Origin of the sequence: Microbacterium sp. UBA7513, assembly GCF_002478345.1 — a bacterium.
Classification (GTDB): Bacteria; Actinomycetota; Actinomycetes; order Actinomycetales; family Microbacteriaceae; genus Microbacterium.
In genome coordinates, this window is the sequence record NZ_DLNJ01000004.1 from 49234 (window position 1) to 64222 (window position 14989).

Here is a 14989-nt window from a genome sequence, read left to right on the forward strand (position 1 = left end):
TGCCGTGCGACGACCCCCGCCCTACGGTGGAGGGATGGCTTTCACCCGGACGCCGACCCTGCGCGACCAGCGCGGCGACCTCCTCCTCGCGCTCGTCCTCTTCGTCGGCGCGATCCTCAGCGCGGCGCTCTCCTCCATCGCCCAGGTCTACGGCGACGAACAGGCTCCGCTGTGGACCGCCCTCGTCTACGCCGTCGTGGTGGCGGCGCCGCTCGGGTTCCGTCGGCGCTGGCCCGGCACCGTGGCCGTCGTGGTGTCGCTGGCGTACTTCACGGCGGTGACGGTCCGGGTACCGGAGATCTACGTCGGCAACATCGCGATGTTCATCGCGCTCTACACGGTCGGCGCCTGGATGAACGACCGCCGGAAGGCCCTGGTCGTCCGTGTCGCGATCATCGTCGGCATGTTCGTGTGGCTCCTCATCACCATGTACCGCGACGCCATCAGCGAGGCGGACAAGGCGGACGTCGTCGCCGGTGCCATGTCGCCCTATGTGGCCTTCATGCTCATCCAGATCCTCCTCAACGTCTTGTACTTCGGAGGGGCTTACTACTTCGGCGAGCGCTCCTGGGCGGCGGCGGAGCAGCGCACCGTGCTGGAGGAGCGCACCCGCGAACTGGAGCGCGAGCGCGAGGTCACGGCGGCGCAGGCGGTGGCACTCGACCGGGTGCGGATCGCCCGGGAGCTGCACGACGTCGTCGCCCACCACGTGTCGGTGATGGGGGTGCAGGCGGGCGCCGCGCGCCTCGTGCTCGAGAGCGATCCGGCCCAGTCGGCGCGCATCCTCTCCGGGATCGAGTCCTCCGCGCGGGACGCGATTCAGGAGCTGCGCCAACTGCTGGAGACGCTGCGGACTCCCGGCGGCGACACGACCGAGCCGGCGTCGACCGTCTCCCTCGACGACATCGCCGCCCTCGCGGAGGCATCGACCGAGGCCGGCCTCCCCACCGCGTACACCGTTATCGGCGATCCGGTGCCGGTGCCCTCGCTCGTCGCGGTGAACCTGTACCGGATCGCGCAGGAGTCGCTGACCAACGCCCGTCGGCACGCCGGGCCAGGGGCGACCGCGGACGTGCGCGTGCGCTACGACGACGACGGCGTGGAAGTCGAGGTCGTGAACACCGGCCGTGCCATCGCCCAGCTGCGTCCCGGCCTCGGCCAGCTCGGTATGCGGGAGCGCGCGGCGGCCTCTGGCGGCACGTTCGAGATCGCTCCCCGCGCGCCCGGCGGGGTGCGGGTGCGAGCGCGGGTGCCACTCGGCGCGCCCGTGCCGGAGGACGCCCGGTGACCGCGCCGATCCGGGTCCTCCTCGTCGACGACCACGCCCTCCTCCGCGCCGGTTTCCGCACGATCCTCGACACCCAGCCCGACATCACCGTCGTCGGCGAGGCCTCGACCGGGGCGGAGGCCGTCGCACAGGCCGCCGCCCTGCGCCCTGACGTCATCACGATGGACGTGCAGATGCCCGACATAGACGGGATCGAGGCGACGCGACGTCTCGTGGCCGACCCCGCGGTGAGCGCCGCGATCGCGATCGTGACGACGTTCGATCGCGACGACTACCTCTATCAGGCGCTCGAAGCCGGCGCGAGCGGATTCCTCCTCAAGAACGCGGGTGCCGAGGATCTCATCTCCGCGGTGCGCGCGCTCGCGGCCGGGGACGGCATGCTGGCGCCCGAGGTGACGCGCCGGGTCCTCACCCGCTTCGCCGGCACGACTCCGGAGACCGGCGCCGCTCCCGCTCGCGCGGTGGCGGAGGCGCCCACGGCCCGCGTCCTCGCCGAGCCGCTGACCGAGCGCGAGTCCGAGGTGCTGACCCTGCTCGCCGACGCCCGCAGCAACGCCGAGATCGCCCGCGCCCTGTTCATCGGGGAGGCTACCGTGAAGACCCACGTCTCCCGCATCCTGCAGAAGCTCGGTGCCAGGGACCGCGTGCAGGCCGTCGTGCTCGCGCATCGGATGGGGCTGGCCTGACCGGAGGCGGACCGCTCCCCCGCGATACTCTCGGAGCCATGCCCGCCGCCCCCGTGTCCCGTCCAATCGTCGCCGGGATCGTCACGGCGCTCGTGGGGTTCACGAGCTCGTTCGCGGTGGTGCTCACGGGTCTCGATGCCGTCGGCGCGTCGGCGGCGCAGGCGGCCAGCGGACTCCTCGCCGTGAGCCTCGCGATGGGGCTCGCCTGCATCGTGCTGGCCTGGCGCTACCGGATGCCGATCACGGCCGCGTGGTCCACTCCTGGCGCCGCCCTGCTCGTGGCGACCGGCAGCGTCGAGGGCGGCTGGCCCGCCGCGGTCGGGGCCTTCCTCGTGACCGCGGCCCTCATCCTCCTCACGGCGCTCTGGCCCGCGCTCGGAGCTTTGATCGCCCGGATCCCTCCGTCGATCGCGCAGGCCATGCTGGCGGGGGTGCTGCTGCCGCTCTGCCTCGCGCCGATCACGGGGGTCGTCGCAAACCCGTGGGGCGTGGTCCCGGTGGTGCTGACCTGGCTGGTCTTCGCCCGACTGGCTCCCCGGTGGGCCGTGCCGCTGGCGTTCGTCGCCGCGGCCGCGGTCGTCGCCGTGTCGCTGGTCTCCGCGGGGACCCGGGTCGACCCGGCCGTCCTCCTGCCGCGGTTCGAGCTGACGATGCCGGCCTTCACGGTCGGGGCCCTGGTCGGCATCGCCCTGCCGCTGTTCATCGTGACCATGGCGTCGCAGAACGTGCCGGGTATCGCGATCATGCGCAGCTTCGGTTACGAGGTCCCGTGGCGTCCGGCGATGCTCGTGACCGGTCTGGGCACGGCCCTCGGCGCTCCGGCCGGCGGGCACGCGATCAACCTCGCCGCCATCAGTGCGGCCCTCGCCGCGTCCCCCGACGCCGATCCCGACCCCGACCGGCGCTGGCTCGCCGGGGTCTCCACGGGGGCGTCCTATCTCGTGCTGGGGGCGTTCTCCGCCGCCTTCGCGACCCTCGTCGTGCTCGCCCCGACGGCGGTCATCCCGGCGGTCGCGGGACTCGCGCTGTTCGGCGCCTTCGGCGCGGCCGTCCAGCAGGCGATCGACGACCCCGGCGAGCGCCTCCCCGCGGTCGTCACGTTCCTCGTCGCCGCCTCCGGCATCGCCGTTCTCGGGGTGAGCGCGGCATTCTGGGCGCTGGTCGCCGGCCTGCTCGTGCGCACGGTGCTGCACGCCGGCCGTCCGCCCCGCGGCTGATCCGTGGCCGTCCCCCCTGCGGGGGATGCCCTGCCCCGCCCGTGCTCAATAGCGTGAAGGTCATGCGGATCACCTTCGGACGGAGCACCACGACATGACCACCGGACTGCTGGAACTCTCCGGCATCACCAAGAGCTACGGCAGCCGCCGGGTGCTGGACGACGTGTCGTTCACGGTCGCGCCGGGCCGGCTCACCGGCTTCGTCGGCGGCAACGGCGCCGGCAAGACCACGACCATGCGCATCATCCTCGGGCTGCTGTCGTCGGACGGCGGACGAGTCGACCTCGACGGGGCGCCCCTCACCACCGCCGACCGCCGTCGCTTCGGCTACATGCCCGAGGAGCGCGGCCTGTACCCGAAGATGAAGGTCCTGGAGCAGATCGTCTACCTCGCGCGCCTCCACGGGTTCGGCAAGCCGGACGCGACGGAGCGGGCGACCGCGCTGCTCACGGAGCTGGGACTCGGCGAGCGCCTCGACGACACGATCGAGTCGCTGTCGCTGGGCAACCAGCAGCGGGCGCAGATCGCCGCGTCGCTCGTGCACGACCCCGAGGTGCTGATCCTCGACGAGCCCTTCTCAGGCCTGGACCCCCTCGCGGTGGACGTCGTCGCCGGGGTCCTGCAGGCCAGCGCGGCCCGCGGGGCCTCGATCCTCTTCTCCTCCCACCAGCTCGACGTGGTCGAGCGCCTCTGCGACGACCTCGTCATCCTCGCCGGGGGCACCATCCGTGCCGCCGGATCCCGGGACGGGCTCCGCGCCGAGCACGCCCGCGACCGGTACGAGCTCATCTCCGCGGGCGACGCCGGGTGGCTGCGCACCGAACCCGGGGTCACGGTCATCGACTTCGAGGGCGGCTACGCGCTCTTCGATGCGGACGGCCCCGATACCGCCCAGCGCGTGCTGCAGTCGGCGGTCGCGCGCGGCGACGTCGCGAGCTTCGCGCCCAAGCACCCCTCCCTCGCCCAGATCTTCAAGGAGGTCATCCAGTGAACGCCTCGACCCCCGCGCGGAACGGGATCTGGCTGGTCGCCGAGCGGGAGATCGGCTCCAAGCTCCGTAGCAAGGCGTTCCTGATCTCGACCGGCATCCTGCTCGTCCTCGCCCTCGCCGGCGTGCTGTTCGGCGGCTTCGCGAGTCAGAACACCGACGCCATGCCCGTCGCGGTGACCGCGGAGACCACAGGCGCCGTGTCCGCGCTGCCCGACGTCGAGGTGACCGAGGTCGCCTCCCGCGCCGAAGCCGAGGAGCTGGTCCGCGACGGCGACGTCGACGCGGCGGTGCTCCCGGGCGACAACCCCGCCGGATACACGATCGTCGCCCTGGAGGATGCGCCCTCATCGCTCGTGTCCGCGCTGTCGGTCTCGCCCGCGGTTGTGATCCTCGAACCGGTCACCACCAACCCACTGCTGCGCTACTTCATCGCGATCGCCTTCGGGCTCGTCTTCATGATGGCCGCAGCGACCTTCGGCGGCACCATCGCGCAGAGTGTGGTCGAGGAGAAGCAGACCCGGGTCGTGGAGGTGCTGCTGTCGGCGATCCCGGCGCGCACGCTGCTCGCCGGCAAGGTGATCGGCAACACGGTGCTCGCGATGGGACAGATCCTCGCCCTCGCGGCCGTCGCCACGATCGGCCTCATCGTGACGGGTCAGCGGGAGGTGCTGACCACCCTCGGCGCCCCCATCATCTGGTTCGCGGTGTTCTTCCTGTTCGGATTCATCCTGCTCGCGGCGATGTTCGCGGCGGCGGCCTCCATGGTCTCCCGGCAGGAGGACATCGGCGCGACGACGACCCCCATCACGATGCTGATCATGGCGCCGTACGTGCTGGTGATCGTGTTCAACGACAACCCGCTGGTGCTGACCATCATGTCCTACGTGCCGTTCTCGGCTCCGGTCGGCATGCCCATGCGTCTCTTCGTCGGGGAGGCGCAGTGGTGGGAGCCGCTCCTGAGCCTCGCGATCCTCCTGGCGAGCTGCGTCGCGGCGATCGTCATCGGCGCAAAGATCTACGAGAACTCCCTGCTCCGGATGGGCTCGCGCGTGAAGCTCGTGGAGGCTCTGCGCGGCTGATCCCGAGACCCCGCTTTCGCGCCGAGACCCCCTGCTGCACGCGTGTGCAGCAGGGGGTCTCGACGCGTACCCGGGGTCTCGGCGTCAGAGGAGGCCGTCGGAGAGGGTGGTGGGGTTGCCGAAGCGGTGGTTGGTGATCGACACGGCCTGCTCATGCAGGAACGGGAGCATCTCGACCCGGCCCGCTCCGGTCACGGCGTGCGACCACACCGCGACGTCGGGGCTGCCGTCGAGGGCCGTGTGCAGCGCGGCGGCATCCCCACCGACGAGCCGCACCCGCTGCCACGACCGGGCGCCCTTCGCGTAGCGCTTGGTCCACGCGGCATCGGACTCGGTCTTCACGCTCACGCCCTGGGCCTTGAGCGCCTTCTCCACGCGGGACGGCAGCGACGCGGCCGACAGGGTGAACGGACTGCCGCTGCGCAGGGCGGCGGCGAGCACCCGGACCCCCTCGGCCAACGGCGCGTCCTCGGCGATGCGCACATCGACGGCCACCGGACGGTACCGGAACACGTTGCGCTCGACGCCGAGTCCGGACTTGTCGCTCACGGCGCCGAACTCGTCGATCCACGCGCGCTCATCGGCGGCCGCGGCGCGGTGCAGCCACTCGATGCCCACGGGGTCGAGCTCGGGAGCAGCCGCCTCCAGCAGCCCGGTCACGGCGGGGGTCACCGCCGCCCCCGGAGCCGCGGCGGGCAGCTCACCCGCACGCCACTCGCCGAGACCGAAGAGGTAGTTCGGGCCGCCGGCCTTGGCTCCGGCGCCCACGGCCGAGCGCTTCCACCCGCCGAACGGCTGACGCTGCACGATGGCGCCGGTGATGCCCCGGTTCACGTACAGGTTGCCGGCCTCGACACGGTCAAGCCAGGTGGCGACCTCGGCGGAGTCCAGCGAGTGCAGCCCCGCGGTGAGGCCGTAGTCGACGGCGTTCTGCAGCCGGATGGCTTCGTCGAGGTCCTTCGCGTGCATGATGCCGAGCACGGGTCCGAAGAACTCGGTCAGGTGGAAGTACGAGCCCTCGCGCACGCCGGTCTTCACCCCCGGCGTCCACTGCTTCCCCTCGGCGTCGAGCTTCCGGGGCTCCACGAGCCAGCGCTCGCCCTTGTCGAGCGTGGTGAGCGCGGTGAGGAGCTTGCCGTTCGCGGGCTCGATGATCGGCCCCATCTGCGTGGCGGGGTCATCGGGAAGCCCGACGCGCATCGAGGTGACCGCGTCGACGAGCTGCCGCTCGAAGCGCTTCGAGTCGGCCACCGACCCGACGAGGATCGCCAGCGACGCGGCCGAGCACTTCTGCCCGGCGTGGCCGAACGCGCTGCGGGCGACGTCGGCGGCCGCGAGGTCGAGGTCGGCCGACGGCGTCACGATGATGGCGTTCTTGCCGCTGGTCTCGGCGAGCAGCGGCAGGTCGGCGCGGAAGGAGCGGAAGAGCTGCGCGGTCTCGTAGGCCCCGGTGAGGATGACCCGGTCGACCTGGGGGCTCGCGACCAGGCGGGTGCCGAGGTCGCGGGAGGCGAGGTCGACGAGGGCGAGCAGATCGCGCGGGACGCCCGCGGCCCACAGCGCCTCGACCATCACGGCACCGCACCGCTGGGTGAGCTTCGCGGGCTTGATGATCACTCCGGATCCGGAGGCGAGGCCGGCGAGCACACCGCCGGCGGGGATCGCCACGGGGAAGTTCCACGGCGGCGTGACCACGGTCACCTTCGACGGCACGAACTCGGCGCCGGGGATGGCCTCGAGATCCTTCGCCCGCTCCGCGTAGTAGTGCGCGAAGTCGATCGCCTCGCTGACCTCGGGGTCGGCCTCCGCGATGGTCTTGCCGGCCTCGTGCGCCATGATCTCCAGCAGCTCGCCGCGGCGAGCGGCCAGCTCGTCGCCCGCACGGTGCAGGACGGCGGCGCGCTCGGCGGCGGGGAGCGCCGCCCATCTCCCGGCGGCGGACGTGGCGGCGGCGAACACGGCGTCCAGCTCGGCGTCGGTCTCGATGCGGGCCGCGGCGATCGCGTCCCGGCCGAGCGTGGAGGACACCGAACGCTGCAGGATCTCCCGACCCCACGCGCGGTTCGCGGCGAGGGCGGGATCGGTGTCGGGCTCGTTCGCGAAGCCGTCCGTGGTGTTCTCGGGGCGCGGAGCCGTGCGGTCCTGCGTGCGGTTCGGGCCCGGCACTGACGGGTCGGCGACGAGCGCGGCGAGAGAGCGCTCGAAGCGCTCCCGTTCGCGGGTGAGCAGGGTCGGGTTCGAGGCCAGCTCGAACACCGCCGACATGAAGTTCTCGGGGCTCGCGTTCTCCTCGAGGCGCCGCACGAGATAGGCGATCGCGACGTCGAACTCCGCCGGGTTGACGACCGGCGTGTAGAGCAGGAGGCGGCCGACGTCCTTGCGGACGGCCTCGGCCTGCCCGGTCGCCATGCCGAGCAGCATCTCGTACTCCACGGCCTCGGTCACGCCACGGGCCTTCGCAAGCAGCCAGGTGTAGGCGATGTCGAAGAGGTTGTGACCGGCGACGCCGATGCGGACGGCGTCGAGCCGCTCGGGGGTCATCGCCCAGTCGAGCACGCGCTTGTAGTTCGTGTCGGAGTCCTGCTTGGTGCCGTAGGTCGCGAGCGGCCAGCCGTGCACCTTCGCGTCGACCTCCTCCATCGCGAGGTTCGCGCCCTTGACCACGCGTACCTTGATCGGCGCTCCGCCCTTGGTACGACGAGCGGCGGCCCACTCCTGGAGACGCTGCATGGCGCCGAGCGCATCGGGGAGGTACGCCTGCAGCACGATGCCCGCCTCGAGGTCTTCCAGGCCGGGCTGGTCGAGGATGCTCGTGAAGGCCGCGATCGTCAGGTCGAGGTCGCGGTACTCCTCCATGTCGAGGTTGATGAACTTCTGGGTCCCGGTGCGGGCCCCCTTCGCCTCGGCGTTGGCCGCGAGCCGGTACAGCGGGGTGAGCTTCTCGACGACGTCGGCGACGGCCTCGTCGAACGACCACATGGAGAGCTGGCTGACGACGCTCGAGACCTTGATCGAGACGTAGTCGACGTCCGGACGGGCGAGGAAGTCGTACGTGCCCTGCAGCCGACGTCCCGCCTCGCGCTCGCCGAGCACGGCCTCGCCGAGGAGGTTCAGGTTGAGGCGGTTGCCGGTCTTGCGGAGCTTGGCGATCGCGGGGCCGAGCTTGGACGGCGTGGCGTCGAGCACGAGGTGGCCGACCATGGCCCGCAGCACGCGCCGCGAGATCGGCACGACGACGTTCGGGAGCTTCGGCGCCCAGAACCCGCCCGCCTTGATGGCGGCCCGGAGATAGCCGGGCAGCAGCGTGGGCGTGATGTCGGAGAGCTCGGCGAGCTTGCGGCCGGCGACCCGCAGATCCTCCGGACGCATGACGCCGTCCACGAAACCGACGGTGAAGGCCAGACCGTTCGGGTCTTTGAGCACCTCGGAGAGGCGCTGGGCGGCCGGCTCGACCGGGTGGGTCTCGCTCTCGGCGAGCCAGCGCTGCACGAGCGCGGCGACCTCTTCGGTGCGGGGGGTGGTGTCGTCGATGACGGTCATGAAGCGGGGTACCTTCCTCGGCCTCGCACACCCGGGTGTCGTGTGCGGCTGGATCATTGTCCAGCCGCTCGGTAGGCTCCGTCTATCAACCGATTCGAGTGGATTCTGTTCACTCATCCCGAACGATCGGAACGGCCGTGCTCGATGTCCATCGCCTGCGTCTGCTGGTGGAGCTGTCGCGGCGCGGCACGCTCTCCGCCGTGGCCGATGCGCTGTCCTACAGCAAGGCCTCCGTGTCCCAGCAGCTCGCCGCGCTGGAGCGCGATGTCGGGGTGCCGCTGCTGCGTCGGGTCGGTCGCGGCGTGCAGTTCACGCCGCAGGGGAATGTGCTGGTCGCCGAGGCCATCGGCATCCTCGATCAGCTCGAGCACGCCCAGGTCGCCGTCGCCGAATCGCTCACCGAGGTGACCGGCACCGTGCGCCTCGCGGTGTTCCAGTCCACCGCGCACTCCCTGCTACCCCGCGCCCTCGCAGCCCTCGGCGAGCGCCACCCCGCCCTGCGCGTCGAGGTGACCGAGCGCGACCCGGAGTCCGGCCTGGTCGGCGTCTCCAGCCGCGACTACGACCTCATCCTCGCGGAGCAGTATCCGGGCCACACGCGCCCCATCCACGCCGATCTCGACCGCGTGGTGCTCGCGCATGACGCCATCGCCCTCGCCCGGCGCCCGGGAGCGTCGGAAGCCGCCGATCCCGTGGCCGCCCTGTGGGCGACCCGCGCCGAGCCGTGGGTGCTCGAACCCGCCGGGACCGCCTCCCGCGCGTGGGCCGAGCAGCTCTGCCGCACCGCCGGGTTCGAGCCCGACGTGCGCTTCGAGCTGGCCGACCTCACCGCGCACATCCGGCTCATCCACGCGGGACTCGCGGTCGGGCTGCTCCCCGAGCTCGTGTGGGCGGGCGACACCCCGACGGTCGACCTGGCACCACTGCCGCAGGAACCGCGCCGGGAGATCTTCTCCTCCGCGCGGCGGGTCTCCGCGGACGCCCCGTCGATCCGCGCCGTCCGCGCCGCGCTCGCCGACGCCGCCTCCCGCAACCTCCTGGACTGACGCCGCTCGGATCTCCGGGAATATGCATGCACATGCATCGGTTCATCCCCCGTGTACGCGGACGACGGTGTCCGACCCCCCCACCCCGTCCGAAAGGCACTTCCGTGAGCACTCCCGTCATCGACCGCACCGCCCCGACCGAGCACCCCGTCCTCGACGTCCTCGCCGGCCGCTGGAGCCCCCGCGCATACGACGCGCAGCACCCGATCGACGAGGCCAAGCTCGCCACCGCCCTCGAGGCCGCACGCTGGAGCCCCTCCGCCAACAACATCCAGCCCTGGCGCTTCATCGTCGCCCGCCGCGGCACTGCCCTGCACGCCCAGATCGTCGACGCGCTGATGGGCTTCAACCAGGCCTGGGCCGGCAACGCGGCCGTCCTCGTCGTCGCGATCGCCGAGACCGCGACCGCCGACGGCACGCCGATCAGCCACGCGTTCTACGACCTCGGCCAGGCCGTGGCGCACTTCTCCGTGCAGGCCCACCACGACGGCCTCGTCGTGCACCAGATGAGCGGCTTCGACCCCGAGGTCGTCCGCGAGTTCGCCGACCTGGACGCCCGTTTCACCCCCGCCACCGTCATCGCCGTCGGCGAGTTCGGCGACATCGAGGCTCTGCCGGAGGTGCTGCAGGAGCGCGAGGTCGCCCCGCGCGTGCGCCGTCCGATCGCGGAGACGGTCGTCCTCAGCGCCTGAGCATCGACACGCGAAAGGCCCGGCAGGCGTCACGCCTACCGGGCCTTTCGTCGTCTCCCGATCCCGATCAGTCGTCGAGCAGCTCGGCCTCGATCACGTCGTCCTCGTCCTCGGGCTCCGGCTCCGGGGTGGTCGCGGTGAGCACGAGGCCCGTGCCGTCGGCAGCCACGTCCACGCGGACGGTGTCACCGTCGTGCACGCCGCCCGAGAGGAGGGCGGTCGCCAGCTTGTTCTGCACCTCGGTCTGGATGAGGCGACGCAGCGGGCGGGCGCCGAACACCGGGTCGTACCCGCGCTCGGCCAGCCACGACCGCGCCCCGGGAGTGACCGCGAGCGTGAGCCGACGGTCGCGCAGCCGGTCGTGCAGCTGATCGACCGACAGCTCCACGATCTGCGCGAGGTCGTCTTCGGTGAGGGCCTGGAACATCACGATGTCGTCGAGACGGTTCAGGAACTCCGGCCGGAACGCCTGGCGCACGAGCGCCATCACCTGCTCCCGCTTCTCCTCCACGGAGAGCACGGGGTCGATGAGGATCGGCGAGCCCAGGTTGGAGGTCAGGATGAGGATCACGTTCGAGAAGTCGACCGTGCGCCCCTGTCCGTCGGTCAGCCGCCCGTCGTCGAGCACCTGCAGCAGCACGTCGAACACCTCGGGGTGCGCCTTCTCGACCTCGTCGAGCAGGATCACGCTGTACGGACGCCGGCGCACGGCCTCGGTGAGCTGACCGCCCTGCTCGTAGCCGACGTACCCGGGAGGGGCGCCGACGAGCCGCGAGACGGAGTGCTTCTCGCCGTACTCCGACATGTCGATGCGCACCATGGCGTGCTCGTCGTCGAAGAGGAACTGCGCGAGCGCCTTGGCCAGCTCGGTCTTGCCGACACCGGTCGGTCCGAGGAACAGGAACGATCCGGTCGGCCGACCGGGATCGCTGATCCCCGCGCGCGAGCGGCGCACCGCGTCGGACACCGCCTTGACGGCGTCCTTCTGGCCGATGAGTCGCTTGCCGAGCTCGTTCTCCAGGTGGAGCAGCTTCTCGCTCTCCCCCTGCAGCAGCCGCCCGACCGGGATGCCGGTCCAGGCCGCGATCACGGCCGCGATGTCCTCCTCGGTGACCTGCTCGTTCACCATGCGCGGTTCGCTCGAGGCGGTGGCCTCGGCCTGCTCGGCTTCGGCGATGTCGCGCTCCAGGCGCTTGATCGTCTCGTACTCGAGCTTCGACGCCTTCGTGTAGTCGGCGTTGCGCATGGCGAGGTCACGCTGGGTGATCGCGTCGTCGAGCTGCTTCTTCAGCTCCCCGACCCGGTTCAGGCCCTGTCGCTCCCGCGCCCATCGGGCCTCGAGTCCGGCGAGCTCCTTCTCGAGCTCGACGAGGTGCTCGCGGAGGGTGCCGAGGCGCTCCTTGGACGCGGCGTCCTTCTCCCGCTTGAGCGCGAGCTCCTCCAGCTTCAGCCGGTCGACCTGACGCTTGAGCTGGTCGATCTCGACGGGAGAGGAGTCGATCTCCATCTTCAGGCGCGACATCGACTCGTCGATCAGGTCGATGGCCTTGTCCGGAAGCTGCCGCGCGGGCAGATAGCGGTTGGAGAGCGAGGCCGCGGCCACGAGCGCGCTGTCGGAGATGGTCACCCCGTGGTGCGCCTCGTACCGCCCCTTGAGCCCGCGGAGGATCGCGATCGTGTCCTCGACCGTCGGCTCGCCGACGTACACCTGCTGGAAGCGCCGCTCGAGGGCGGCGTCCTTCTCGATGAACTCGCGGTACTCGTTGAGCGTGGTGGCGCCGATGAGCCGCAGCTCGCCGCGCGCCAGCATCGGCTTGAGCATGTTCGAGGCCGCGACAGACCCCTCGCCTCCGCCTGCGCCCATGAGCACGTGCAGCTCGTCGATGAACGTGATGACCTGGCCGTCCGACTCGGTGATCTCCTTGAGCACCTGCTTCAGACGCTCCTCGAACTGGCCGCGGTACATCGCACCCGCGACGAGCGCGGAGATGTCGAGCGAGACGAGCTCCTTGTCCTTGAGGGACTCGGCGACGTCGCCCGCGACGATGCGCTGCGCGAGGCCTTCGACCACCGCGGTCTTGCCGACGCCGGGCTCACCGATCAGCACCGGGTTGTTCTTGGTGCGGCGGGTGAGCACCTGGCTGACGCGCCGGATCTCACTGTCTCGTCCGATGACGGGGTCGAGCTTGCCCTCCCGGGCGCGGTCGGTCAGGTTGATGCCGAACTGCTCGAGGGCGGACTGCTGTTCCTGGTTCGGGGATCCGGTCTGCGGGGTGGTCATGCGCTCCTCCTGGAGATGCTCCTTCTGAAAGTTGAGTTTGGTTGACTCAAGTTTAGCATTCGGCGGTGCGCGGCTCCACCACCTCTCACCTCTCGCGGGCGACCTCGTCCCAGACGGCCGCCGCCACCTCACGCTTGGTCCCGGCCGCGCTCCGTGCCAGGGCTCCTCCGCGACCGAGGATGTGCACGGCGTTCTCGCCGCGTTCGAACCCCTGCTCCCAGCCGACCTCGTTCACCACCAGGAGGTCGACCCCCTTGCGCTCCTGCTTGCCGCGTGCGCGGGCGAGCAGCTCGGCCTCGTCCTCCGGGGTCTCCGCCGCGAACGCGACGATGAGCTGCCCTTCCCGTCGGGAGTCCACGAGCGCGGCGACGATGTCCTCGTTCTCGACGAGTTCGATCGTGCCGACGCCGCCGCGGTCCTTGGTGAGCTTGCGGGCGGAGACCTCGACCGGTCGATAGTCGGCCACCGCCGCCGCCATCAGCACGACGTCGGCCGCCGCGGACTCCTCCTTCATCGCCCCGGACAGCTCGGCTGCCGTGCCGACCCGGACGATCCGGATGTGCGGGTGGCGGGCCTCCGCGAGCACGTTCCCGGAGACGTTCGCCGCGACGAGCGCCACCTCCGCGCCGCGCGCCGCCGCCTCCGCCGCGAGCGCGACTCCCTGGCGGCCGCTGCTCCGGTTGCCGAGGAAGCGCACCGGATCGATGGGTTCCCTCGTCCCACCCGCCGAGACGACGACCCGCACGCCTCCGAGGTCGCCCGGCGTGATCAGCGCCTGGGCGGCGGCGAGGATCTCCTCCGGCTCGACCATGCGACCGGGGCCGCTGTCGCCGCCGGCCAGCTCGCCGTCGGCCGGTCCGACCACGTGCACGCCCCGCTCCCGGAGCGTCGCCATGTTCGCCTGCGTGGCCGGGTTCCGCCACATCTCCGCGTGCATCGCGGGCGCGACGAGCACCGGAGCCTCGGTCGCGAGCAGCGTCGTGCCGAGGAGATCGTCGGCCAGGCCCGCGGCCATCTTCGCGAGGGAGTTCGCCGTGGCCGGGGCGATCACGACGAGGTCGGCCCCCTGCCCCAGGGCCACGTGCCGGACGCGGGCGACGTCCTCATGCACGCTCGTCGTCACCGGGCGCCGGCTCAGCGCCTCCCAGGTCGGCTTGCCCACGAAGCGCAGCGCATCCTCCGTGGGCACGACGGTCACGTCGTGACCGGCCTTGATGAGCAGGCGCACGAGGTGCACCGTCTTGTACGCGGCGATGCCGCCCGTGACTCCGACGACGATGTTCACGCCTCGATTCTGCCCCAGGGTGCGGACGCCCGGGTCGTCGCGCACCGATCCGACCTCGGCCGCCTCGGCCGACCTCGACCTAGACTCGGAGGCGTGTGCACGGTGGTGATCGATGTCGAGGCTGCGGGATCCGCGCGGCTGCTGGCCGTCCGCGACGAGGACCCGGCCCGGGAGTGGGACGCCCTGGGCGAGTGGTGGCCCGAGGAGCATCCGGGGGTGATCGGCATCCGCGACCGCCGCGCCGGTGGGGCCTGGCTCGCCGTGAACCCCGCCGAACGACGCCTCGCCGTGCTCCTCAACCGCGCCGACGTGCAGGACCTCTCCGCGACCGCGGCCGTCTCCCGCGGCACCCTTCCGCTCGCCGCGGTCACCGGTCGCTCTCCGCAGGGCGTGCCGCCGATGCACGGCTTCAATCTGCTCGAGGTCGGTCCGGAGGGCGCGCGAGTGCTCTCGTGGGACGGTGCCGAGCTGCGGGAGACCCCGATCGAGCCCGGGACGCACATGATCGCCCACGACGACCTCGACGACGAGGAGACCCCGCGCATCGCCGCGTGGCTCCCGGAGTTCCGGGCGCTCGGGCCCGCCGCGGCGAGCGCGGACTGGGCGGCCGAGTGGACCGCGCTCCTCGGATCCTCAGCGGCCCTGCCCCCGGAAGACGACCGCGCCATCATCCGCGACAACCGCCCGCACGGCTACCCGACGCAGTCCCTCCTCTACGCGGTCGCCACGGTCACGCCCGCCGGGGTCGACGTCCGCGACGTCACCCTCCCCTCCCCCGCCCACTGGCACTGTCCCCCTCTGTCTCCCCCTTCTCCCCCTTCTCCCCCTCCACCCCTCCGCCCCTCGCGCCGCGGGATCAAAACCGCTCCCCCCCCCCCCCCCCC

11 protein-coding genes are annotated in these 14989 nt (G+C 71.7%); 8 read left to right on the forward strand and 3 right to left on the reverse strand.

Features of this window, described 5'->3' with window-relative positions; all coding sequences use genetic code 11:
• The first annotated feature begins 34 nt into the window (after nt 1-34).
• From B2W79_RS01810 to B2W79_RS01830, 5 genes are all read left to right on the forward strand, one after another.
• On the forward strand, nt 35-1288 hold the full coding sequence (locus tag B2W79_RS01810) for a sensor histidine kinase (RefSeq protein WP_071329256.1): 1254 nt from the start codon (nt 35-37) through the stop codon (nt 1286-1288).
• Nucleotides 1285-1974: a response regulator gene (locus B2W79_RS01815; RefSeq protein WP_292786366.1), complete on the forward strand. Its 690-nt coding sequence runs from the start codon at nt 1285-1287 to the stop codon at nt 1972-1974. Before B2W79_RS01810 ends, B2W79_RS01815 begins: the two co-directional genes overlap by 4 nt.
• A gap of 38 nt (nt 1975-2012) precedes the next feature.
• Nucleotides 2013-3191 carry a benzoate/H(+) symporter BenE family transporter gene (locus B2W79_RS01820; protein ID WP_292786369.1) on the forward strand — a complete coding sequence of 393 codons (1179 nt, stop codon included), beginning with the start codon at nt 2013-2015 and terminating at the stop codon, nt 3189-3191.
• Between the two features lie 106 nt (nt 3192-3297).
• Entirely contained in the window at nt 3298-4182 is an 885-nt protein-coding gene (locus B2W79_RS01825; protein WP_292786502.1) for an ABC transporter ATP-binding protein, read from the forward strand.
• A complete protein-coding gene (locus B2W79_RS01830) occupies nt 4179-5261 on the forward strand; it encodes an ABC transporter permease (protein ID WP_292786372.1) in 1083 nt (360 codons plus the stop codon). Before B2W79_RS01825 ends, B2W79_RS01830 begins: the two co-directional genes overlap by 4 nt.
• Nucleotides 5262-5345: 84 nt before the next feature.
• Here the strand turns inward: B2W79_RS01830 and B2W79_RS01835 are convergent, their stop codons facing one another.
• Nucleotides 5346-8801 (reverse strand): bifunctional proline dehydrogenase/L-glutamate gamma-semialdehyde dehydrogenase, encoded by a 3456-nt coding sequence (locus B2W79_RS01835; RefSeq protein ID WP_292786375.1) that lies wholly within the window; start codon nt 8799-8801, stop codon nt 5346-5348.
• 137 nt (nt 8802-8938) lie between these two features.
• Here B2W79_RS01835 and B2W79_RS01840 point away from each other — a divergent pair, with 137 nt between their 5' ends.
• Together B2W79_RS01840 and B2W79_RS01845 are read left to right on the forward strand one after the other, a co-directional pair.
• Nucleotides 8939-9847 carry a LysR family transcriptional regulator gene (locus tag B2W79_RS01840; RefSeq protein WP_292786378.1) on the forward strand — a complete coding sequence of 303 codons (909 nt, stop codon included), beginning with the start codon at nt 8939-8941 and terminating at the stop codon, nt 9845-9847.
• Nucleotides 9848-9951: 104 nt separating this feature from the next.
• Nucleotides 9952-10539, forward strand: coding sequence for a nitroreductase family protein (locus B2W79_RS01845; RefSeq protein ID WP_071329262.1), 588 nt, complete (start codon nt 9952-9954; stop codon nt 10537-10539).
• A gap of 67 nt (nt 10540-10606) precedes the next feature.
• On the opposite strand, the gene B2W79_RS01850 is transcribed toward B2W79_RS01845, so the two are convergent.
• Both B2W79_RS01850 and coaBC read right to left on the reverse strand, forming a co-directional pair.
• Nucleotides 10607-12820: an ATP-dependent Clp protease ATP-binding subunit gene (locus B2W79_RS01850; protein ID WP_082750120.1), complete on the reverse strand. Its 2214-nt coding sequence runs from the start codon at nt 12818-12820 to the stop codon at nt 10607-10609.
• 85 nt (nt 12821-12905) lie between these two features.
• Nucleotides 12906-14105 (reverse strand): bifunctional phosphopantothenoylcysteine decarboxylase/phosphopantothenate--cysteine ligase CoaBC, encoded by a 1200-nt coding sequence (gene coaBC / locus B2W79_RS01855; protein WP_292786385.1) that lies wholly within the window; start codon nt 14103-14105, stop codon nt 12906-12908.
• 93 nt (nt 14106-14198) lie between these two features.
• Between coaBC and B2W79_RS01860 the strand changes: the two genes are divergently transcribed.
• Nucleotides 14199-14989: NRDE family protein (locus tag B2W79_RS01860; protein WP_292786387.1), on the forward strand; the 791-nt coding region annotated here is incomplete at its 3' end.